General features: G+C 46.3%; 19 protein-coding genes. 4 read left to right on the top strand and 15 right to left on the bottom strand.

Annotation, left to right across the window (positions count from 1 at the left end; genetic code table 11):
• Nucleotides 1-37: 37 nt before the first annotated feature.
• Nucleotides 38-1255: an IS110 family RNA-guided transposase gene (locus tag NZD89_RS28115; protein ID WP_268005702.1), complete on the bottom strand. Its 1218-nt coding sequence runs from the start codon at nt 1253-1255 to the stop codon at nt 38-40.
• Nucleotides 1256-1499: 244 nt separating this feature from the next.
• Here NZD89_RS28115 and NZD89_RS28110 point away from each other — a divergent pair, with 244 nt between their 5' ends.
• Together NZD89_RS28110 and NZD89_RS28105 are read left to right on the top strand one after the other, a co-directional pair.
• On the top strand, nt 1500-2105 hold the full coding sequence (locus tag NZD89_RS28110) for a tetratricopeptide repeat protein (RefSeq protein WP_268008784.1): 606 nt from the start codon (nt 1500-1502) through the stop codon (nt 2103-2105).
• Nucleotides 2106-2179: 74 nt separating this feature from the next.
• Complete coding sequence (locus tag NZD89_RS28105; protein WP_268008783.1) at nt 2180-2425, top strand: hypothetical protein; 246 nt, start codon at nt 2180-2182, stop codon at nt 2423-2425.
• A gap of 53 nt (nt 2426-2478) precedes the next feature.
• Here NZD89_RS28105 and NZD89_RS28100 read toward each other — a convergent pair whose 3' ends face one another.
• The 10 genes from NZD89_RS28100 to NZD89_RS28055 form a co-directional block, all read right to left on the bottom strand.
• Complete coding sequence (locus NZD89_RS28100) at nt 2479-3099, bottom strand: restriction endonuclease (protein WP_268008782.1); 621 nt, start codon at nt 3097-3099, stop codon at nt 2479-2481.
• 270 nt (nt 3100-3369) lie between these two features.
• Nucleotides 3370-4566: an FtsZ/tubulin family protein gene (locus NZD89_RS28095; protein ID WP_268008781.1), complete on the bottom strand. Its 1197-nt coding sequence runs from the start codon at nt 4564-4566 to the stop codon at nt 3370-3372.
• 1 nt (nt 4567) lies between these two features.
• Nucleotides 4568-4885, bottom strand: coding sequence for a helix-turn-helix domain-containing protein (locus tag NZD89_RS28090; protein ID WP_268008780.1), 318 nt, complete (start codon nt 4883-4885; stop codon nt 4568-4570).
• Nucleotides 4886-5011: 126 nt separating this feature from the next.
• On the bottom strand, nt 5012-5965 hold the full coding sequence (locus NZD89_RS28085) for a hypothetical protein (protein ID WP_268008779.1): 954 nt from the start codon (nt 5963-5965) through the stop codon (nt 5012-5014).
• Nucleotides 5962-8322 (bottom strand): VirB4 family type IV secretion system protein, encoded by a 2361-nt coding sequence (locus NZD89_RS28080; protein ID WP_268008824.1) that lies wholly within the window; start codon nt 8320-8322, stop codon nt 5962-5964. The genes NZD89_RS28085 and NZD89_RS28080 overlap by 4 nt, the downstream gene beginning before the upstream one ends.
• Before the next feature lie 51 nt (nt 8323-8373).
• Nucleotides 8374-8715: a hypothetical protein gene (locus NZD89_RS28075; protein WP_268008778.1), complete on the bottom strand. Its 342-nt coding sequence runs from the start codon at nt 8713-8715 to the stop codon at nt 8374-8376.
• Nucleotides 8705-9667, bottom strand: a complete 963-nt coding sequence (locus tag NZD89_RS28070) for a conjugal transfer protein TrbL family protein (RefSeq protein ID WP_268008776.1) — start codon at nt 9665-9667, stop codon at nt 8705-8707. Before NZD89_RS28070 ends, NZD89_RS28075 begins: the two co-directional genes overlap by 11 nt.
• Nucleotides 9668-9671: 4 nt before the next feature.
• Nucleotides 9672-11603, bottom strand: coding sequence for a VirD4-like conjugal transfer protein, CD1115 family (locus NZD89_RS28065; RefSeq protein ID WP_268008775.1), 1932 nt, complete (start codon nt 11601-11603; stop codon nt 9672-9674).
• Nucleotides 11604-11617: 14 nt separating this feature from the next.
• The gene (locus NZD89_RS28060; RefSeq protein WP_268008774.1) at nt 11618-11977 is read right to left on the bottom strand and encodes a hypothetical protein; all 360 of its coding nucleotides are present in this window, start codon (nt 11975-11977) and stop codon (nt 11618-11620) included.
• A 14-nt stretch (nt 11978-11991) separates the two neighbouring features.
• Nucleotides 11992-14334: a type IA DNA topoisomerase gene (locus tag NZD89_RS28055; RefSeq protein WP_268008773.1), complete on the bottom strand. Its 2343-nt coding sequence runs from the start codon at nt 14332-14334 to the stop codon at nt 11992-11994.
• Nucleotides 14335-14420: 86 nt separating this feature from the next.
• Between NZD89_RS28055 and NZD89_RS28050 the strand changes: the two genes are divergently transcribed.
• A complete protein-coding gene (locus NZD89_RS28050) occupies nt 14421-14822 on the top strand; it encodes a hypothetical protein (protein WP_268008772.1) in 402 nt (133 codons plus the stop codon).
• A gap of 241 nt (nt 14823-15063) precedes the next feature.
• Here NZD89_RS28050 and NZD89_RS28045 read toward each other — a convergent pair whose 3' ends face one another.
• The 3 genes from NZD89_RS28045 to NZD89_RS28035 form a co-directional block, all read right to left on the bottom strand.
• Nucleotides 15064-15570, bottom strand: a complete 507-nt coding sequence (locus tag NZD89_RS28045; RefSeq protein WP_268008771.1) for a hypothetical protein — start codon at nt 15568-15570, stop codon at nt 15064-15066.
• Nucleotides 15571-15588: 18 nt separating this feature from the next.
• The gene (locus NZD89_RS28040) at nt 15589-18315 is read right to left on the bottom strand and encodes a hypothetical protein (RefSeq protein WP_268008770.1); all 2727 of its coding nucleotides are present in this window, start codon (nt 18313-18315) and stop codon (nt 15589-15591) included.
• Between the two features lie 149 nt (nt 18316-18464).
• Nucleotides 18465-19823 carry a hypothetical protein gene (locus tag NZD89_RS28035; protein ID WP_268008769.1) on the bottom strand — a complete coding sequence of 453 codons (1359 nt, stop codon included), beginning with the start codon at nt 19821-19823 and terminating at the stop codon, nt 18465-18467.
• On the opposite strand from NZD89_RS28035, the gene NZD89_RS28030 reads away from it, so the two are divergent.
• A complete protein-coding gene (locus NZD89_RS28030) occupies nt 19784-21112 on the top strand; it encodes a transposase (protein ID WP_268003901.1) in 1329 nt (442 codons plus the stop codon). The genes NZD89_RS28035 and NZD89_RS28030 overlap by 40 nt on opposite strands.
• Before the next feature lie 169 nt (nt 21113-21281).
• On the opposite strand, the gene NZD89_RS28025 is transcribed toward NZD89_RS28030, so the two are convergent.
• Complete coding sequence (locus NZD89_RS28025; protein WP_268008768.1) at nt 21282-21947, bottom strand: hypothetical protein; 666 nt, start codon at nt 21945-21947, stop codon at nt 21282-21284.
• Nucleotides 21948-21950: the final 3 nt, after the last annotated feature.

Below are 21950 nucleotides of genomic sequence, written 5' to 3'. Positions count from 1 at the left end.
GCTCCCGTGTTCTCCCTCTTAGACATATCTGGATATTTCAGGAAGTCGGTTGAACTATGACTGTCAAACCGAGTTTCTCCAGAGAATGCAAGTGACGACGGATAACTCGTTCTCGGTTCCGCTCTTCGTGGTACGTTGGCCCAAGGTCCTCGTATTCTGTCTGATTGACCAGCATGTGATAGATGATAATTAACATGTAGTGACCGACTGCCACGGCTGCTCTCTTGGATCCCCGACGCGCAGCGATTCGGTGATACTTAGCGGACAGATAGGTATTCTTTGTTCTGGCGGCGCCACGTGCGGCTTCGATTAACGCTTCTCGTAACCAAGGATCTCCCTTGCGGGTTTTGCCACTTCGTCGTTTACCCGCACTTTCATTGTTGCCTGGACACATTCCTGCCCAGGACGCCAGGTGTTGCGCACTTGGAAACCTGCTCATGTCGGTACCGATCTCCGCCAGTATCAGTTCCGCCGTCCGCTCGCCAATTCCAGGTATCGTCTGGATTCGCCGGAGATCTTCGTCAAAAGGGCGCATCCGCTGCTCAATTTCAGCACTTACTTCCTCGATCAACTCATCAAGGTGATCGATGTGCCGAAGCTGAACAGCAAGCATCATCTGCTGGTGCGGACGAACAACACCGTGCAATGCACGTTTCAGTTCTGCGGTCTTGTTACGGAGGCGTCCCTTCACGATCTCCTTGAGCCGTGATTCATCCATTTTTCCACCAATGAGTTCAGTGAGGATGGCTCGACCCGATACGCCAACCACATCACTTGCCACCGATGCCAATTTGATATTTGCTCCTTCAAGGACTTTCTGGAGGCGGTTGACTTCATTGGCACGTTCCCGGACGAGAGACTTGCGGTACCGGACCAGTTCCCGAAGTTCACGCTGATTTCGGTCAGGGATATAGCTCCCCTTGAGCAGGCCATGGCGCAGCAGGTCCGCTATCCATTCAGCGTCCCGAACATCCGTCTTTCGACCCGGAACCTGCTTGATGTGCTGGGCATTGACGACCAACGCCTCGAGATCCCTGTCTTCGAGAAGGTTGAAGATCGGCTTCCAAAAGACGCCCGTACTTTCCATCGCCACATGCGTGCATTCATGACCGAGAATCCACTTTATGAGGGACTCAAGGTCATCCGTCATCGTTCCGAACGTCCGAATCTCCTTTATCTCCGGCGTGATCACACAACCAACGACCTTCTTCTTGTGGACATCCAGTCCGCAGCATCGCTCGTGTACAACCTGCATAATGCTGCCACTCCTCACCCAAAGAAGTACAGCCACGTGGCGACCGATGCGATAGGAATTCTACCGTACGTGCTTCCCGACAGCGGGAGCGACAAATCGTGGTGCTCCAAGTCGCCAACTCCGTCTTATGCACGGACTCGTGGTACCAGGGGGCGACGAGCTCCGTGTGGCTGTCTAGCGACATAGTAGATCACGGATCTACATTTTCATAGATTGTGGTGCCGCCAGGCGGCATGGGGGTCTTATGAGATATGAAGAGGCTCTAGACCAATTTGCGAATGCGCTCGAAGTAAGAGACATCACAGAGTTAACAAGAGCGCGAGCCCATCAAGGAGTAGGTGCATGTTGTAGGCACCTAGACAGGTGGACGGAAGCCATTAGTCATTTGGAGCAAGCATGTGCCCTATTCGCAGTCCAAAAACAGCACTATCGTTACATATTAACTCTGCACAATATAGGCGTACTTTGGCTCGACAAACTCCAGTTTGAAAAGGCGCAAGAACTTTTCGAAGAGGTTCAATCCTTTTATCTAAACCACAAAATGTACTTAAATCATGCCGAACTTTGCGAGGAGTTTGCGCGGATTGCGTTCTATAAACGAAATTACACTTTATGTAATGAGTGGTGTAACCGGGGCATTGACTTACTCAATGGTCAAAACGGTCCATTAGCAGGCAGATTGTTCATTTGGAAAAGCTGGTGCTCACATGTTACGCAGTACACGGACACCGCAACAGATGCATGGCGAGTTGCGAAGTGTCTCTTGGGTTCTCAGTTGAAAAAGACAATAGAGACCTTTGATCCGAATATGACGGAAGAGACCAAAGAGATGTTTTATAAACAGATTTAACGGGTAATAGATAGGCACCATATGTAGAAACGTCTTCGGAACGAGAAATTAAACAGAGAGCGTGGGGTAAGAAAATGACTATCGAACCGCAGATTTTTTTAGATACGGAAGATGTACAAGACATTATACAACAATGCGGGGCTCCATCATTAGCAGTCTACATCGCTCTACAGGCCCTTGGAAATCCCGCGTCAATTGTCGAGATTCAGCAGTTTTGCGGCATGTCTCCAGAAGCTACAGAAGAAGCAAGTGAACGTTTGGGACTTCATAAACTTGGAATCATTCTTGAGGATAAAACAAAACTCCGTTTAGCACGTTAACATAAAGAGTTTGAGTCGGTGAGTCGGGTTACACAAACCCTACTCACCGATGTTTATTGTGAGGGGCCGCGAGTTATCGTGGTCTGAGCGCTGACTCTGGGGGCTGTTTTATTGACGCGGATTTCGGCAGACAGCCTTTTACGTGACCATACTTCTACACCGGTACGTTGCGCGAGCTCATATGCCGCTTTCGTCAGATACTGATTTGTAACTACAAGTGCGCGGTCTGCCTGATAGTACGCTCTTGCGGCTATAACCTGGTTCACACCATCTACACCCACTTTGGATTTCCAACGCTTGGCCTGGATAACTACCTTCTTTCCCATTGGATCACGGCCAATTAAATCAGCACCAAAGTCCCCTGTTTTTTTGGTGGTATCAATCCTCCACCCCTTTTTTGAAAGAGTGTACTTTAGAGCATCCTCAAAGTCCTCACCGGTCATGCGGTCGATCTCGTTCATTTGCGGTTGAGTTTTAAATCTGCGTCTGGATGAGTTCGGTAATAGGATTGCCGAAATCAACACAAAGACAAATACAATTCCTATCACGAAAAATACAAGTGGTGAGATGGGCACGTGTAGTTTCTCTTTAAACCACCACATAGCCACAAGAAGCATAACAAGAGAGGGTATTAGTGAGATAATATCTGCCTTTTTATTACGTTTTCTGGCCATTTCAATCCTCCAAGGGTTTTACCACCCACGAATCGCCTTTTGAATATCCCCTATCATTCTAAGCAAGGTATAACACCATGTGAGTCCTAAGACGGCGACCGTTGGTGACAACCAATCATGTGAGTGAGACACAGAAATCACTATAAGCATCGGAAGTAGTATGAGTCGCGCTAAACGGAACGTGTTCCGGAATAAGAAACGCATATGTAAACCGCCTCCTTATAGGGAGACTGGTGTGATACAAAGACGGGTACCACACCAGCATTTTAATTAGTGCCGTTTTCTCAGCAATGGATTATCCGATGTCTTTGTAGCCGCAACCTCACTTTTTGCAGTGCGTCTCAACAGCGGGTTATCTGCTTCTTGTCCCGTCGGACGTAGTTTGTTTCGTAGAAGCGGATTATTGGTGTTCATCATTGCAACCGGTGGAGCCTCAAACTTCCTGATTGTGCGCGTCTCGTGTGTGGGCAGTTGGTCTTTGAATCCGAAAACACGATCCGGAAGTCCGAGGCCACTAACAATAGATAGCACGTGATTCTGATGATTACTGTAATATCCAAAGAAGCTATCTGTAGCATCTGGAATCAAGGTCTTCAAGTGAGACACAAAATGCTGTTCGTAAGAAGACTGACGGATTTTTGCACCTTGTTCATTGAGAGTAAAGCATACCGCGTAAATATCGCCTTCGCTCAACCGATATCCATTTGCAAAAAAGCCTTTGCTTAAGGAATTCCGAATCACCTGATACACACTATCCTGGTCAAGATCATGAATCGCTGCACTACCAATGGCGAGACATCCACTGGACGACAATACCTTCAGAAGGTCGGTGCGGTCAAAGTTACTTTGTCCCACACTGGAGCTTATCTGGTTAATCTTGTGCAACGTCTCGGCCAGTAACTGATTACTATGATCACGCCAGTCACCTGGCCTCTTCTCCTCTGCAAACTGTCTGTAAAACCGGTCGTTGTCCACAATGATGACAGCACCGATACGTTGTTCCTCTACAGCCTGCTGAATGTGACTCAATACTCCCATTGCATTTGCCTTCTGAACTGCTCCATCGTCGTCACGAGGAAGTGTCACGATGAGACCAATCGGCTGGTCAAAGAGGGATGTACCGTGTTGGAGAAAGCCTTGAAGTGCACCAGTTCCTGTTCCTCCCCCAAGACCTGCAACCGCCCAAATGAAATCGGAATCCTTGGTGATGGTTTGTGCCATCTCAACAAATTCCGGACCGTTTTCCAAAAATGCATCCAATCCCAACTGTGGTGTGCGGCCAGCCCCAAAGCTATTGCCTTTGAGTTGCAAGCGATACCCCTCTGGCACGTTGGATAGAGCCTCAAGATCATTAACGGCCGTATTTACCGCCATACCGACGTAGTTGTTATTGTGTTGAAGTGCCAAAATTGCATCGACCTGACGACCGCCGTATTGTCCAAATCCGATAAAACCAAACCGCAACATCTTAGTTCCCCCTCAATTCGAGCATTCTGCGTCCATTGTCGGTCAGTACAACATTTTTCGAACGCTGGTCCGTAACACCAGTGACCAATGCAATTGCATTTGCTCCCTGAAGTAAAGCGACCTGTGCGCGGAAGTTTTGTTGACTCAATTTGATATAGTCGTGTAAATCCGTAAGCGATAATTGTGCTCCCTCGTAATCTTCCAATTCTCCGCGACTCGCTTTGTCCAGAAGATCCAAAATGGTCCAATGCGGTAACGAAAAATTCCCCATAAGGTGCGAGAGTACGTCATCCGGATAAGGCATGATTTGGTCAGGCATGATTCAACCTCCTGTATACCCATAATTTTATACCAGGTGGAACAATCATGCAATATTAAATAATATTTTATGATAGTAATTTTTCTTGATATGGCGCGAACAGGCCGCAATGTTCGCGGCCTTTGCTTACTTTGCATCCTGTAGAAAATAGGTAATGGATTGAAAGAAATCTGAGACCCCTACCCACCAATTTGTATCTTGAGCATATGCTCCGTAAGGGTTCGTAGGGTCATCCATCCATTGAATCGGACTCTCTCCTGCTGGTGGCGGAAATATCAATTTGTTGTGAACCGTACCAGCTGCAATATCTGAACTATATTGAAGAGATACGTGGAATGTCGACCAGTTCCCTGGCCCACCTGAGCCTGGAGCCTCTACATCAAAAGGGTTCTCTTCCATTTCACTAGCATCCGGTTCGCTGGCAGGAATAAAACTCAATTCCTGGCCTGTAATTGCAACTAAAAGCACTGCACTGACATCATACTTCTGAGCAGCTGAAATTATTGTCTGGATATCAGACAACGTAAAAATAGAACCACGCTCATGAACATATTCGTAAAGCAATTGAGCATTTACAGGTTGATAAGCCAGTTGCTTCACGCTTATCGGTTTAAGCGGACCTGAGCCGGAACCAGGACCAATCCCAAGGGAAGGCAATTGAGCTTCTACAACCGCTTCAAGTTGAAGGGCAGTCTCATATTGATCCTCGGAATAGCCTAAGCTCATCATGACGTCATGAAGCGTCACAGGTACTTTGATAGTATGACAACTTGTACCCTCATGCCCATTCGAACTACAAACCGTTTCAATCCTGTAGAACAGGTTTACCGTATTTTGAATTTGAGCCGGTGTTAAATTATCGAATGTATTCTCATACCGAAAGTAGTCGAGAATAAACGGATCTGCCCAGTTGATTTGATTAAATGTTTGTTCTGATATGGTTTCATATTCTTGTAGCGTAGCTTTCGGAGCAGCTGGTGTCAGATTAAAAAAGGCCCCGAGCACTACGACTATGGCGAAAAACGGAATCACTACTAGGGCCAAGAATCCATACTTACCGAATCTCGCGAAGAGGGTCATACGACCCCCTCTTCATTCTCATAAAGCAATTTATACTCATTTGGACGATAGAGCTTCATTTCGGCTGGTGTCATGAAAGTACGTAGTTCCGCGTGTTGACCACCGATGATGACGATCCCTTTACCCCTCGACAATTCAGGTCGCTTCCCGCCCTCTAACAACTTCTTCTCACGTGAAGAGAGTGGCACAAACTCGGAAATCTGCTGAATTTCGGCCTTGTTCATTCGCATAAGGAACTTAACGCCACTGTTTGTGATAATGGCCTTTCCTGGCGGTTCAGGAAGGTCTTTTGACGTACGAAGATAGTCACCCACGTTCTGTGTAGCGCCAATCTGGTAAGCAAGATATTTCCGTCCACGCTTGACCATTTGATAAATGAAATCCAGACTCTGAGGATTTCGTGGGTCAGATAAGATGTGCTGTTCATCGATAAAAATATTCTTTGTGACGGTTGGGTGGCTCTTTACAAACTCCCAAATGTCGTGAACCAGCAAATCCATCAGCGGTACCAATGCCGGCGATTTGTTGTCGTACAAATCACGAATATCCAATCGTGTGTAAGGATATAGATGTTCGACGGTTTCAATGGAGTCCCCATTATGGACCTCTTTGGTAGACGAGAAAGACCAGTTAGTTTGTCCATCAAACATCCTTGCATAAATTCCTTCACCGTAAAACGGACTGAGAGCTACGACCATGTCTTTCGTGGAATCTATCCCGTCTAGCTCTTTGATGACGTCAGACAGCGTAGGAAACTGATCCTTCCCTTCGGGCGGCAACGACGTAGAATTAAAATCAAGACCCTTCTTACCGTAGGCTTGAATGATTGCCTTTTGCAAAGCGGCAGTTTCTAAAGGTGTGATATTGGGGTAGATCCAGGAGAAGAACGTCAGCAGATTACCGATCTTTAAACGAAGGTAATCCCCCGGTGTATTTGATTCGTCACTTTCGTTTTCCGAATCCACGACTGTCGAGCGAATATGAAACGGATTAATCGTATTGTTATGGTTCAAGCCGAAATATATATGGTTCCCAGGGATAAATTTGCGTTCACGTTCAGGGTCGAGATCAAGTACTAGTTCGCCCTGATCCAGCCTACGTAACACCTGGTACGCCAAAAAATAAGACTTCCCACTACCCGTTTCACCAAGGACGATCATATGAGGGTATACCTCTCGATCTAATTTCCCGAAGATGACCAGGTCATGTGACTGTTCATTCTGGCCAAATACAAAACCATCTTTGGCTGCAAGTGTACTGGAATTGAAGGGTTGCATACTTGCAATGCTCTCGGCAGGTAAATTGTAATAAATTCGGCTCTCTAACGCTCCTTTGTAGCATAGGGGCAGTGAGTACCAAAGCGGTTCAAATACCCAACGGTTTAAGGGACGTGAAGACATTTTCTTTGAGCTTATCCGTGTACGTAACGTTTTTTCAGCATTCCGCAATTCCTCCAACGAATTCGCCCGAACGGTAATCACTGTTGTTACGCGGTATAAGGTTTCATTCTCGTTCGTCAGAAGGTCAATGATATAGTCTGCATCTTCTTGTTTTCTTTCCAATCGCTTTTGTTCAGCAGCGTCCTTCTTCGCATCCTTTTGACTGAAGCGAATGTTACGAATGGATCTGTTATATGCTTTTAGGACTTCTTCTTTGTCAGTAGCAACGAGGGTTAGGCTCACATCTAAATCCAACGGCATATCAAAGACTGGCGTTAACCACCCTGCCTGTGACGCCTTCGTAGCAAATGATTGTATGGTAAAGCTCTTTTGGTATGTTTCATCAAGAATACAGTAAAAGGGACTGGTCTTCGTATCGATCAGTGATGGGTACAAATGCGATATCACAGCGTCCCTCGGTAATTCCTCATACATCGATGTGTTAGGATGCAGCTTCTGATAAAACAAACTCATGATTTGGTACTTATTGAGTCGTTCGGTATACAGAGACTCGCGAGACAAAGCATCTTGGATCTGTTTTTCTAGGTCGGCCAGTTCCGCCAAAGCTGGCGATTCTTTTTCAAATTGACTTTGTAGCACGAGATAAAATTTTAAAACTTTTTCGTTACCAACGGAGCGTTTTTTGATCTCCGTGATTAAGGATTCCAAACGCTCAATTTGGTTTGCGTCTGTGGCTTCGACGATATACTTTTGTAGATACTCTAAATAGTCGTCAAGGTTCAAACGTTCACTGGACACGAGAATCTGTAGTCGTTCTGGGGCCGCATTGAGGGCTTCTTGTAATGCCTCAACGACAATGTGTGCTTCTCCGGTTTCAAGTAAGGACATATTCACCGGTGTAACGCTAAAGATGGCACAGTAACGACCATCTTTACGTACAAAATAATTGTGCTCAATAGTTTTCAGCGGAAAAATTTCCGCAAATGAAGATGTTGTTTTCGGAGTTTTTTATTGTTTCTTCCTGTTGCTCTTTTGGATGTTTTCAAGGATAGCATTCGGTTCACTCTCCCAACGTAATACAGCTTTGTGCTTGGCATAAAAAGCGCTCAAAAAGACACTTTCGGCAAATCGTTCATCTGAAAAAAAGACCCATGCCCCCATTGGAATAGCGGCCAGTATGATAAATTCGATAAACAAACTCTTGATATGATGATGTGGACTGACGAGTAGAATCACTAGCGAAATCACAGAGAGGCTTCCGACCACTATCATGCCTCGTGTATCGAGCCCTAGAAGCCTCATGCGTTGTTCAATGTGTTTTGGGATACGATACTCCCTCTTATCCTCCAACCGTCATCCCTCCGGCAGCATTTTTTGCGATAGACGCTACAGCTCGCATTCCGGTTGGATTACCACCGGAAATAAGGCCCCGAAGTCGTTGAGGTCCAACAATTGCGAATACCAGCAGGCCCAGAATCATGAAGATTTTCACTGTCCCATTCACAGCAGATCCGTTTGCTGTATCGAGTGACCCTGGATGGGTCATGATCATCAGGGCTAGGAGCGTTGAAAAATACTGAACAAGTTGAGAAAAGGCAGTTGAAATTGTTTCACGAAGCCACTGTCCCCAAGCATTGCCAAAGGACGCTTTATTCAATGCAAGAATCGGGCCAACAAGAGCGAGAAAGTACAATTCAGCCCATCTCATACCCGATTGAATGCCAATGATGGCAAGTGCAATGATAATAGCCAATACGATGACCACAACTGCCCAAAACCCCATATCAGGCATTAGCGCATCAAGCATGGCGTTCTTTGCTATCCCTATCCCTGCATTACTCGCTGCGTCGGCTGCCCCGCCTGCGGCTGCAGCTCCAGTTACCGATACAGCAAGTAGTGAATCGAGTTTTACGTTTAAGTCCGCTCCCAGGCTATTTGAGACCACAGCAGTTAAATCAACGACTAGTCTCAATATCACCTGTTGAATAAGCAGAGGGCTTAGCCAGATCAGGAAGGCCGAAATGAACACATTCTTGACGATGACTATTGGGGAAACATCCATATCACCAAGGGATTCGTATTGGTTTAAAAGGAGCTCCTTGATGAGCAAAAAGCCGAGAGCAGCAGTACTCAAAGACTCAATCGCAATGAGCAAAGCAGAAAACCCTGGAAGAGCGTTCATATCGGTCGGATTGACTACGAATGCGCTCAATATGTCCACAATGACCTTTAGCAAGTCATTTATGATTCCTTGAACTAGACCCGTAATCATGTTGTTAAACTGAGTAGCAAGCCAAGACATGTCTTCAGCTCCTTTCGCCGAGCCATTTACTTCGCGAAATACCTACCAATTGTTTATCCTCAGTATCTGAAGTGTCTTCTGGCGACGTGACTTTTGTGTCGGACATACGTTCAGTCTCTGACGCTGCATTACTTGTTTGTTGATTAGGCATATCCGACGTATCTAGGTACTCATAAGGCTCGCCTCCATATTGGGGCAAGTCTGCAAATACAGCTTCATGTGCAATCCGACTCTCATCTTCCCAATAGCGATACTGCAACTTGTTTAGTAACACCGGAGGTCTACCACTTTGAATAACAATACTGAAACGCCGATCAAGAGCTCGAATTTCCGCCGGTTGTAACAAACGCCGACCCGTAAATTGATTTGTGGTGTTGTTCGCCTCAGCCAGTGCCGCACGTGCTCCACGCTTACTTTGAGTCTCAATCGTTGTGTCCCCAAGACTCTTACTAAAGAGTTCGGCAGTCTGAAGATCATTGCAGGCAAGTAAAATATGCGTGTCACACGATGCCAGGAACACATCGGCATAATCCTGGCCGTATTTCATTTTGAGCTGCGGATAGGAGTGCCATATCATCATCGGGAAGACACCCAGCGACCTCATCGTGGTGAGTTTTGTATCAAATCCTGCTATCTTCCCGATGTTTGCCATTTCGTCAATCAGCGGAGCAACTGGAACCGGAAGCCGCCCCCCATTCTCTTCAGCTACTTTGTAAAAGATGTTGAAGATGGAGCTCCAAAATACGCTAACGAGAGGTGCATATGTCGTGTCTTTTACTGAAATCAGAACAAAAACCGCTGTTTTCTCCTGAGTAACACGCGATAGGTCATAATCCGTAACCGATGTATGAGCCTGTACATTGGACAAGGTGAAAAGGTTAAGTTTTTCGGTTAGTGTTCCTATAATGTTGGCCATCAAATTTTCTGACCCAGCCTGGGCCAAAACGCCGTTCAAAAGTAGCCTCGGTGCGCCTTTTACGTTGTACCTATCGAACAGTTCCACGATATAGGCAGGGTTCGAGATAAAATACGGAATCAACTCGAAGATGCGCGTGAATGTACCTTTTGGGCCATAGGCTTGATGAACGAAACCGATCAATGCAGTTAAAAGCTCCTGCGCTTTGCCCTCCCAAAAGTCCCTCTTATCTCCCTCATTGCGAGTAGCATTCAGATACATATTTGCGACTTCTGCATATTGCTTTTCCTCAAAAATGTACTGAATGTAATTTTGACGCTGACCGTACATGAAGTTGATATAGTCAAGCACGACAATGTTGTAGCCACGTTCGCGTAAGTACTCGGCAGTCTGCGTGTACAGTTCCCCTTTTGGGTCCGTAGCCACCATGGATATGCCTTGTTGTGCGAGGTGAAAAATGTTTGGCATGATGAATCCTGTAGTTTTTTTACTACCTGGAGGACCAATCACGAGATACTGATGGTTCAGTTCAGACGAAAACGGATGAACTGAGTAGTTTCCGTGTTTTGGGTCTCTAAATGCCGCATCGGGTAAAGGAGCATACTTGTCCTTGTCATAGTCCCCCAATAAAAAACCATTATTGTCCTGGTGGTAGAATTGACGCGTTTCGTACTTCTCCTGCCAGTGCGCAGTTCCATGACTGGCATATCCATGTCTCTGCTTATACTTACGCCGATGGTCTGTCGTGGCCTTCCATGTCTTCCATGAGTCCCAACCGGCAAGCATTAAGGTGATACCAAATGCCATTAGTGAGAATTCATTGGGATGAGTGATTGAGTGCCATACATAAACAAAGTGCTCCGCTTTCTTAATTGTCTGGTGAAAAAATGAAACTTTGATGTTTCTTAAATGAGTAACCAAGTCATATAGTGCACCAGAAAGGGTAGTTGAGAGTAAAAAGATAACGAGGGTAAATACCCCCGTTGAAATCCATTGAAAAAACGCCCTTTGTTGTTGCATGAAGTACCTGCCCCTTAAAATCCAAAAGTAGTACGTACAGTAGCTAAAATTGCAGATGTACACCCTGCACCTACGAGGGTGATGATTGACCGCACCAAATGCTTTCGACCTTTGGCATATTGGCTGTCATCATCTGCACTATGCATCGTCCACCAGGCACGGATAAGGAAAAAGGCGGCGCCCGCAGCGAGAAGGCCAAATGCCCATTCACCGGCCTGGGTTGCTAGATTTTCACCATCACTCACACCTGCTTGAATGGTTGCAGGGCCAGTACCACTCGCATATGCAACGTTTGGAACAGCGAGCGTAATAAAGCAGACTGCGGCTAATACTCGCCTATACAAGGCTTTGAATGGCTTAAGAGTAACTTTCATATCATCTTTTCTCCTTAACGTGGTTTTGAAAAACTAACTTTCCCATCTGCCCCAAGGGACAACGCTGCATTGAACGTTGTTTGATCTCTCTTCCGAAACCCTTTAATTACAGGAGTCGTTTTGCTAGACAACAGTTTTTTAAGTTGATTATCCGAGAGCGATTTTCCAGCAATGGTACGGAAAAGAACATAACTACACTTGGTACATGCCAAAACCTTTCCTTTGGGGTACATCACTCCTCCGTCTGTACACACTGGGCATGGCCCGAATGACATTTCCTCTCGACTCGGAAAGTGATACTCAATTTGGTTGTTGTTGAGCTGGAGAGAAGCCATAAACGATTTGCTTTTGTCCTTTGAATGAAACGTATGAACCTCTGTCATCTGCCCACTGGCCAAGCGATGAACATCATCCATCGTTAGTGTGCGATGGCCCCAAACGCGTGGGATCGAAAAGTCACAGTTCCCGCACGAGTAGGTAAACTGCCTGGTAATCAAAGCGGTATTACAAGTCGGGCAGACAACATCGATAGTGGATAGCGATTCCTCCACCTTCAGTTCAAAACAGAATCGTATATTGCTTTCGATCAGCTCTCGGACGCCACTCATGTATTCGTCGACTGAACGTGGATGATCAAAATCATTAAGCAGCTGTTCCATCTTGGCACGTTGAATTGCATCGGTTAACTCCGGTGAGACGGTTCGAATGAGTGCCCGACCATCCGCTGTACTTATGAGTTGTTTTCCCTTACGTTCGATGTAACCTCGACTGATCAACAGCTCCACGATACTGGCTTGAGTAGCTGGCGTTGCTAATCGACCTTCGACGTTCTTCATCGCCTCGCGAAGCGCTTTGTCTTCGATACTGTTAGCAATGTTCTTCATGGACTTGTACAAATCAGCTTCCGTATACCGTTTAGGCGGCTCCATCTTTTTGGCTTCGGACTTGGGTTTCTCAAGGATGTTTATCACTTGGCCGTCCACCAATTCAAAGAGATCTGGTAACGACTGTTCCACATCACCTGCGTCGTCCGGTGTCCCAGAGAATAGAGATCGCCACCCTGATGACTTTTGAATACGGCCAATTGATTCAAACAGATGATCGTCAATCAAAATATGTACCCTAGCGGTTAGGTCTTTTCCGACCTCGGAAAGCGCCTCTAAGAACCGTTCCAAAACAAGCATGTAAACTTGTCTTTCCCGTTCACCGGCTGTATCAGGAATTGGCTTCAAAGGTATCAACGCATGGTGGTCCGTTAGTTTTGCATTGTTCACATTTCGCTTTGTAAAATGAACATCTGCAAATGAGATACCATAGTATTGGGTCAAATCCCTCACAATCTGGCTCACTTGACCAGTCATCGACTCTCCAATCACTTCCGAGTCAGTACGTGGATATGACAAGCACTTGTACTCTTCATACAGCTTTTGAGCGATCTTAAGTGTTGTATCACCTGACAAACCGTACTTTTGGTTTGCCTTAATTTGAAGCGTAGTCAAACTGAACAGTTTAGGGGGCTGAACGTTTTTCTCTTCAGTCTTCACTGACTGTACAGTGCCATTTGTAGAGCTCTGAAGCTGTGAGAGTATGGTCTTAGCCAGAACAGCATCAAGACTATACGGCCTATCTTCAATCAGAGGGGTTTCCGGCTTGAACTTTGCACGAAAGCCATCAAAGCCAACCTCAATTTCTTGGTACGTTGCACCATTCCAGTTCTCTATGATTTCGTCCCTACGTACCACAAGAGCAAGAGTAGGGGTTTGGACAGGCCCAATACTAAAAAACATGCCACAGACGCCTGTATAGGCTACAGTTAGGTTCATACCTACATACCAGTCCGCATGTTGCCTCGCATACGCAGCTGCACGCCTTGGAGCATAAAAGGATAAGTCCTTGAGGTTATTTAATCCCCGTAGTACAACTTCTTTGCTCAGTGCTTCAGACTCCCAAAATCGGAATACGGGGGTCGTTGTGGAGAAGTAATCATACAACTCCCAAAACAGTAACTCTCCTTCACGTCCTGGGTCGGTAGCATTGATTATTCGGTCATATCCCCGATTCAGAAACTGATTTTTCAACGATTTTATAAGTTCCGAATCTGCTTTGGCGAAGTCATACATACCTCGTTCGTGAAGATTAGGGAATGTCGGAAGATGAACCAGTATAGAACGATCCCATTTTGTGTTGTATAACTGGTTTGACTCCTTCAAACCTTTGAGACGAAGAAGATGTCCTCTCAAGACCGCAATATCTGCTTTAGGAGATTTGAATATCTTGCCTTTGTCGTCCCATGTCGCTCCTATCGCATGCGCAAAATCCCTAGCAGCACTAGGCTTTTCGCATACAATTAAATCCATAATTTCACCTCCAAGAAGAACATGGATATGTACCCGTATTATATGACTTTATATAAGTTGCAACAAGTATATAATTACGGGTAAATGTGTTTAAGAAAAAATTGAACAAGGATATAATCATTGTTCAGGGTTATACTGCATTAAGAATGCATACAAAAATGGAGGGTTCCATAATGTCCCGGTCTGGTCAACTTAGAGATAAGGCCACTATTGACTATATAAAAACTACTGAAGCGTGGGAGCTATTAAGGGAATCTATAGAGGGCGGGAATGATAAGAAAGCCGAAGAGATTTTACACACAATAATAAAAACAATGAATAATATGAAAAGTGACTATGAAAAAGTAACCGTTGAAGTCCGTAAGGACTTGATGAAAGAAGTAAAGATGTTCTGTGCACGGAACAACTACACACTAAAAGTATATACAAACGTTGCACTTGAAAGTCTTTTGCATATTGGTATGCCCAAAGAGGATATAGGCGAATAAGTCGTACAATTTTCCTTAATTGGAGCATGTTGTCTTTAGTCCCTAATTCGATTAGCAATACGGATACTTACTTATGGGATTTGTATGTTCATCGCATCGGCAACCGTGAAGACCTTGAGAATCCAACAACATAATATACGCTAGAACGGGATACGGGATGCCATGAGCATCCCGTTCTATCCACATCATGCAACCGAAACGAGTTTCCAATCGCCAAGACGGGGTCGCAACCCTCCATCTACTAGTTAAAAAACTTTCCCCAATAACCAACGTCCGAATCGGGCATGATTCCTGGTTCGTCATTCCACGCATCGGTGCCGACTTTGTGATAAGCGTCTGGGGTCGGTGGTGCACTTAAACTGAAGTAGGTGTGTGTACTTGGAATAGGATCCCCTTTATACCCTTCCTTTGACCAAAGTTGCTTCGCGTTAGTCGATTCAGTTTTTGTCCAAACCACTGTCGGTTTTACCTTTAATTGATTCCAAACACTACGGAACTGATTGATCGCATAAACCTCATCAGGCGCAATATAAAGGATATTGATTTGCCCCTTTAGGTTGTGGACGCCTATTTGTGTAATCGGTAATTTGGTCACTTTATGAAGGCGTGTTGTGGGCGCAGAAAGCGAAACCTCCACGCTTTTGGGCAACGTAGTTTGAATAGTTTTTACTGACGCTTGGTGCACCTGTGTAGTACCACAGCCAGTGACACATATTGTGATGGCAAGAGCCCCTATCCACCATTTCATCCTGTCTATCTCCTTCCATCAATATGTTTGATGCTCGTGATAGTAACTCCGAGGGTCATCACCACTCACCCAGGGTGCATCGATTGTAAAGCTGGCCAATGCAGTTGAAACCTGATTATCATCGCTCTTTACATAAAACTCCACCTGATAGGTACCATCCTCGATATATTGCATCCATGGTTGCCAGGTAGGGTCTGTGTTCCCCTCTAAATAACCAGTAGTCGAATCCAAGGTTAACGGAATCGTCACCGGCCCCCAGAAGTTCACTGGTGGATCATCAGGGGCATAAGGGCTCATTGAGAGTCCTTCAATTGTCACCTGTGCCTGAGCAATGGTCTTTATGCTTGGAAGCACCTTGAAATCTAATTGTTCCCCTGCCCAAAAATCTGACAATGAACGCACCAGAGAAGGGTCTGTTTGTTGGTATTCTGCGTTGTACGCATTGAGATTCGCCAGCCAAGCGTCAGTATGATAAACCTCTGCATCTGACAGCGTTAGTGGTATTTGCGTCCACTCGACATCTTGCGTGTTACTATTTTGCAGCTGATTGCCCGAAGCCTGGTCAATGAAGTACGCCACAAACTGATCAGTCGTCGGTGAATTCTCTGTATAAGTCGTGCTATACAAAGTTGCATTGGCAGGGCTTGTACCAACAACCGTATTCGTAGTTTCGTCGTAAATCTCAATGTACGCTCCACTCGGCGCCCCACTCGACGTAGCGGTTAACGTGGTCGGCGAACCGGCCGGCAATTGCGTCGGGTCCGCATTCAGAGATAGTTGCCATTGATACCACGTCACAGAAACTGGGTCAGACGTTTGTAAAGGCACAGGTACAGCTGAATCCATGCTCGAATTCCCATTCCATGCCAAGGCCACAACACTTGATACGTTGTTATCCGTTGGGCCGATGGCTGAACCGGTTGGTGCATAACTGTCCTGGTCACCAAAGTTCTCAGTCACGTCATACGATTCCATGCCACTGTAGTTATTGGCTCCCCAGCCTACGTAATCATTCAAACCATCCGTTGCAAAAGCATGTGGCAGTGAATAAAAGAGAGTTTGCCCAGCATACCATTGACTTTCGGCTTCCCCATTTTCAGTTTCTAATTCTGTCTGGTAACCTGTTATGACATTTGTTGATCCGTTCCAGGTGTATATCGGCATTTGTTTAGGCGCTGCCTCAATTAATCCGCCGCCTCGTTGACTAATCCCCTCAATCCATCCGTCAACCTGAATATAGATGTCGCCTGAAGGTGAAGTACCGATAAATCTAGTTGTGCCATTGATGTTCCCGCTACCAGATGATCCCCCAGTTATAAGGTCGTCGTAGTAGTAGCCGTTATAGGAGTTCCAATCAAACTGGTACGACACGTTATTTTCTGTCCAAGCCGACGTACTGCTTAGAGTGGAAAACTGAGTACCGTATATGTTGTCAAAGCTCTGTTCAACCGTACTTGCTGAACCCCTATGAGTCGTCTCGTAATGCTCGATAATGTATAGCTGGCCATTTGAATACGCAACGCCATTTATCCCCCAAGTCCCAGGTATATTACCTGAAAAGGACATGGTGTCTTTTATAGTCCATGTAGTTCCGTTCCAAACGTCTATCTCTGCCTGGTCCTGCCATTGTTGGATGACCAAGATCATTTCATTACTCGGCCCCGTTGTGAGATAGGCAGGTTCTGCACCGCTCCACGTTGGAAATGTAGTCTCAACCCATGTACTTCCATTCCAATAACTTACCCCGGTAGCGGTCTGCGCCCATATTTGACCAGAGGTCGAGTTGTACACGAGTTGTACAATCGAAGAGCTATCCGAAGGCGAACCAGCATTCACCCACTTGGTTCCGTCCCAGTAAGCAACTCCGGAATTAGCGGTACCAGCCCATGTGTATCCATCTTGAGCATCGTATACCAAGGAGGTCACATCCGCGTCTCCGTTCGGGTCTCCTTCCGGAATCCATTTTCCATTCTCATAAACTTCTGTCCCATTCGGTGAGGATGAAGGATCGTAATCGCTCCAACCATTATCGGTAGTATACATATCTGCTTGACTGGTGACTGCTGCCCAAAGTCCATACCCGGTTTTTGGTGGTTGGACAATCCTCGCTATATACGTATCCGTCTGTGGAGACGATTGCGTGTCTGTGGTTGTCAATGTAGTTTGACTTAGATCACCAGTCGCCAGTACCTTGCCCGTGGTTTGATCCTCGATATCTAGTACGTAGCCAGCAGGAAGGTTTTGCGTAGCAGCTGTTAACTGGGTCTCCTCGCCAACCGGTAAAGATACTGGTGTCGCCGTTAAGGTAACTCCGTACCAGTCCACGCTTACCGGGTCAGACGTAACGTAGGCTCCTGAGACATCGTTACTTGGAGAAACATAAGCAAGGTACGCGTCAGTCTGAGCGGTACTCTCTGTTTGTGTAGTAGAAATAGTTGACCCTTGAGTACTGCCTAGAACCTGTCCAGTCGACTCGTTAAAGAGTATCAACCAGTCCGTTGAAGGTTTATTTTGAGCCGTGGCCGTGATGGTGCTTGACTGATTGATGGGCAATAAGGTTGGTGACGCTGTGACCGTTGCCCCGACCCATTGGACTGAAACAGTGTTTGATGGTGCACCAATATTTTCGTAGCCATCAGTGATGAACGCCTCAAACTCATCTGTTTCAGCGTTCGCATTTGCATACTGTACCGTGGCTGGAGTACTTGTAACCGCACCTACAGTTTGGCCGGTTGTCTCGTCCATAATAATCAACGCATAACCACTGGGTATGGCCTGTGAAGTCGTCACTGTTAAATTTGTGTCTTGGTATGTCTGTAGCAAAACCGGACTTACTGAAAGACTTATGGTTCCGTTCCACGCATTCGTCCAGCTTACCGATGTTGTTGAGGAACTTACCACATTACCACTTGAGTCATAGATATACGCCTTGTAATTTGTCGTGATTGTTTGTCCAGCGGTTGGGTCTTCATTTGCTGATACTGTTCCACATAGTTTGTTTGGTTGGAGACATTCCACGGATGCGAACCGCCAGTTCCGACCACTGAAATTGTGTCTCCCGGCGACAATGTGTTTACCGAATATTGAATCTCAGACGGTTCCCCTGGGACATTCGTTTGTGGGCTCGCCGTAATCGTAATTGTTGGTTTTTGACTCACCCATGTAATGGTCCCCGAGTAGGCAGTAGCCAAGCGGTCGAGTGAGCCATTATAGATCGTGGCTACATATTTAACGCTCACACTAGCCCCATTAACTGGGCTTTCAACCTCATAATCAAAATTGGATGAGTTCTTATCTCCAGAGTCATACCAAGCGTTTTTAGCCCCATTGTCTGTAATTGCCTGAACGACGACAAATTCACCTGAAATCATACCCGTTGCTTTGTACGAAATGGTAACTGGCGTGCCACTTTGAACCTGAGTGTCGCTCGACGGCGTTAGAGTGATACTTGCTGCCGGTGCTGTCCATGTGACGGTTACAGGTGGACTTTGAGCGTCAATACCACCTGTCGTCTCATTGATTTCCTGTGCCACGTATGACACAGAACCAACTTTGTCATAGGTAGCAGTTGTTACGAGACTTTTCTCTCCACTGAGTCCATCAGAATACGAACTTTGGTTACCTGGCAACGTGTTTGAAAGAGAACTATCCACAATCTTGATATAGTCAGTAGATGGTATAGATATTGCGGTAGCCGTTAATGTACTCGATTGTCCAACATTCAAGCTGGTCGGATTCGCTGAAAGTTGAATTGTCTTGCCAGTACCGATGTCACTGTTGCTTGTGATCGTAAACGTCGTTGTTGCAGGCTCAGACGAGACCCGATCTACTCCATCCCGCACAAAGAGTGTGGCCGTGTAGGAACCGTTTGCAAAACTCGACGTGTCTACGGTGACACTGTCGGTTTGGGCCCCATTCCCGCCATCCTCGACTTGCATATCACTCATATCAGACTCATCACTGCCCACGATCCAAGAGCTTTGTCCTGTGGAGTTGTTGGTGATTTGAACCGCATCATAGTGATGCGTGTAAGTTCCCCATGGGATATCCTCAGTAGACTTTAAGGTAAGCACTGTGCTGGATGAACCGGCATTGGAAACACTTATAGAGCGTGTCCGAAAAGCCCGCAATTTTGAGTAAATAGCAAAACGCACCGATCCGCAAAACTGGTAAAATTGAAGGTATCCAGCCGTCAAATTTTCCAGTTCTGGAGGTGCGTTTTTCCATAGATTTGCAGTTAGACCTGCTTCCATACGCCTATTATAACACGCTTGGCTTCGACCCCGAACTCGTTGATTACGTAGATCACATTGACGACTCATTCCTGGACCTGCTCGTCGGACCCCTGTACGACAAGAGAGGACGCAGACCCGCATCTCCAATCGCCTATTTCCGGATGCACTATCTGTATTTCACTAGGCCGGAGATTACCTCATTCCGTCAATTGTGCAAACAGTTGCGAGACCCAAAGAACCAGGCGTGGCGCAGCTTCATCGGTGTACCCAATCCAGCAAAGGTTCCGTCACACCAGAGCCTGAGTGACTTCCGTAACAAAGTAGGGCCGGACGTATTCGAACAAATTCGTGACGAGTTTATACGTCAATCCATTCACATGGAGGGATTCATCCAGGACACCCTCGCCGCTATTGACTCTCGTCCGATTTACGCCAATGTCAACGGATACAAGAAAAAACGCTGCGATTGTGAGGTTAAGTCAGTTTGCACATGTGAAAAAACGTTTTCTGACCCGGACGCCACCTATGGGGCACAGCGCAGCAAGGTGAACCAGAACCGTTTCTTCGTTGGTTACCGGAAGCACTCGATTGCAGTAAGAACATCTCAAGGACCTGTGGCCTTGTTGTCTATCCTTAAGCCTGCGAATGTGGGCGACATTCGAGTGATGCTTCCACTGATAGAGAAACTCCGGCAGATTAACGAAATGCGCACTCAGTATCTCGTTGCCGACATGGGTTACATAGATGCGGATGACCAGAAGGAGGCATACCACAAACACAGTATGGCTGTGGTTACAGGGTTTCGCAGTGGTATGGTGATGCCAGAGGAATGTAATGAACATGGGCAACCTGAGTGCGAACAAGGCGAACGACTGATTTGGGATGGCTTTGACTGGAAAACGGCCACTTCCTGGTTTCGTGGGGACTCAGAGAAATGCCAGTCATGCCCGCTATCCGGGGTATGCAGCAGGCAATTCGAATTTTCCTTTGACGACAAACCGATTGCATACGGCCCGGTGCCACAAGGCACCATGCTGCATGCCCAGATGCTTGATTTCAGAAGGCAGATTGAGCTGTCCTTTGCGCAAGAGTCCAATGAGTTGACAACAGTTATGAAACACAAGAAGGTGCCTGTACGAACAAACAAACGAGTACAGTCCTTCTTCACCATGCAGGATATATTCCAGCTCATGCAGGCGAGGATAGGTCACATTCGAGAGACCATGCTGCCTGATGACCACATAGAGCGAATTACACAAATGTATACAGTCCAGGCCGAGCAATTGAAACTCGATATCGCTGCATAGGCAAGCAGAACCTGGAAAATAAACAAAAGCCAATGTTACTGACAAGGGGTTCGTGCGCCCATTTTCAAGGGTGAGCAGGCAATGTGTTCCCATACGGAGGCATTCACCAAATTACCAAGTAAACTTATCCCATATCAGGAAGCCTGTATTCATGTATTTGGCTAGACATTTACTCGAATCGGATGCTTTTCGGACAACCTCTTATACTGTCTGCGGTCGGCGGGTTTGTGGTCTGAATGTGCCTGACGGATTGGTACACAGGATTTCCATCCGCGTCTGTTTCACCCGTTGCAGTTACTTCGTTTTCTGTAACAGATGCACCGCATGCCGTTACGATTGCAGCAAAGGAGGCAAAGTGAAACGTATTAAAGTTTGTTCTGTCTTGCCCCGTAATGTCGCTCCATCCGTTTTCAGTCAGATACTCGTTAACATACGTTGGGTTACCACCTAAACGGGTTATCCAATCAGAGACGTTATTTGATCCTGCCTCTGTGTTCCCAACCAATAGATAGCCGTTGTTTGCATCCTGACCTAGAACGTCTGCCTGAGCGAATTCCCACTCTCCTTGGGAGTCGCTATCAACTACCCCGTACGTCTTCATAATGTTTGTCTGCTGCCCGTTAAGACCAGAGTATCCTGGAGCATCCATTAAAACTTGGTCCCCACCGTCAATTTGGTATGTTCCATTTGATTTCACAAAGACACCGTAGCCCAATTGTGTCGAACTAGGGTATGCAGTGTAAGCTAATGCCGTCTCCGTAACAATGCCCAAAGTGACAAGGGACGCAAGCCCAGCAAGCCCTAACCCCGTAAGGATAGCCGCCTTTTTTACCACTTA

The sequence above is a fragment of the Alicyclobacillus fastidiosus genome, assembly GCF_026651875.1.
In the GTDB taxonomy this organism is placed as follows: domain Bacteria; phylum Bacillota; class Bacilli; order Alicyclobacillales; family Alicyclobacillaceae; genus Alicyclobacillus; species Alicyclobacillus fastidiosus.
Note: the sequence above shows the minus strand (reverse complement) of the source record. Positions and strands in the feature narration are given on the sequence as shown.

What these genes read in the sequence shown, in the direction of transcription:
- NZD89_RS28115 (WP_268005702.1), bottom strand. Translation starts at nt 1,255, where the DNA reads ATGCAGGTTGTACACGAGCGATGCTGCGGACTGGATGTCCACAAGAAG.
- NZD89_RS28110 (WP_268008784.1), top strand. Translation starts at nt 1,500, where the DNA reads ATGAGATATGAAGAGGCTCTAGACCAATTTGCGAATGCGCTCGAAGTA.
- NZD89_RS28105 (WP_268008783.1), top strand. Translation starts at nt 2,180, where the DNA reads ATGACTATCGAACCGCAGATTTTTTTAGATACGGAAGATGTACAAGAC.
- NZD89_RS28100 (WP_268008782.1), bottom strand. Translation starts at nt 3,099, where the DNA reads ATGGCCAGAAAACGTAATAAAAAGGCAGATATTATCTCACTAATACCC.
- NZD89_RS28095 (WP_268008781.1), bottom strand. Translation starts at nt 4,566, where the DNA reads ATGTTGCGGTTTGGTTTTATCGGATTTGGACAATACGGCGGTCGTCAG.
- NZD89_RS28090 (WP_268008780.1), bottom strand. Translation starts at nt 4,885, where the DNA reads ATGCCTGACCAAATCATGCCTTATCCGGATGACGTACTCTCGCACCTT.
- NZD89_RS28085 (WP_268008779.1), bottom strand. Translation starts at nt 5,965, where the DNA reads ATGACCCTCTTCGCGAGATTCGGTAAGTATGGATTCTTGGCCCTAGTA.
- NZD89_RS28070 (WP_268008776.1), bottom strand. Translation starts at nt 9,667, where the DNA reads ATGTCTTGGCTTGCTACTCAGTTTAACAACATGATTACGGGTCTAGTT.
- NZD89_RS28065 (WP_268008775.1), bottom strand. Translation starts at nt 11,603, where the DNA reads ATGCAACAACAAAGGGCGTTTTTTCAATGGATTTCAACGGGGGTATTT.
- NZD89_RS28060 (WP_268008774.1), bottom strand. Translation starts at nt 11,977, where the DNA reads ATGAAAGTTACTCTTAAGCCATTCAAAGCCTTGTATAGGCGAGTATTA.
- NZD89_RS28055 (WP_268008773.1), bottom strand. Translation starts at nt 14,334, where the DNA reads ATGGATTTAATTGTATGCGAAAAGCCTAGTGCTGCTAGGGATTTTGCG.
- NZD89_RS28045 (WP_268008771.1), bottom strand. Translation starts at nt 15,570, where the DNA reads ATGAAATGGTGGATAGGGGCTCTTGCCATCACAATATGTGTCACTGGC.
- NZD89_RS28040 (WP_268008770.1), bottom strand. Translation starts at nt 18,315, where the DNA reads ATGGACGAGACAACCGGCCAAACTGTAGGTGCGGTTACAAGTACTCCA.
- NZD89_RS28035 (WP_268008769.1), bottom strand. Translation starts at nt 19,823, where the DNA reads ATGGAAGCAGGTCTAACTGCAAATCTATGGAAAAACGCACCTCCAGAA.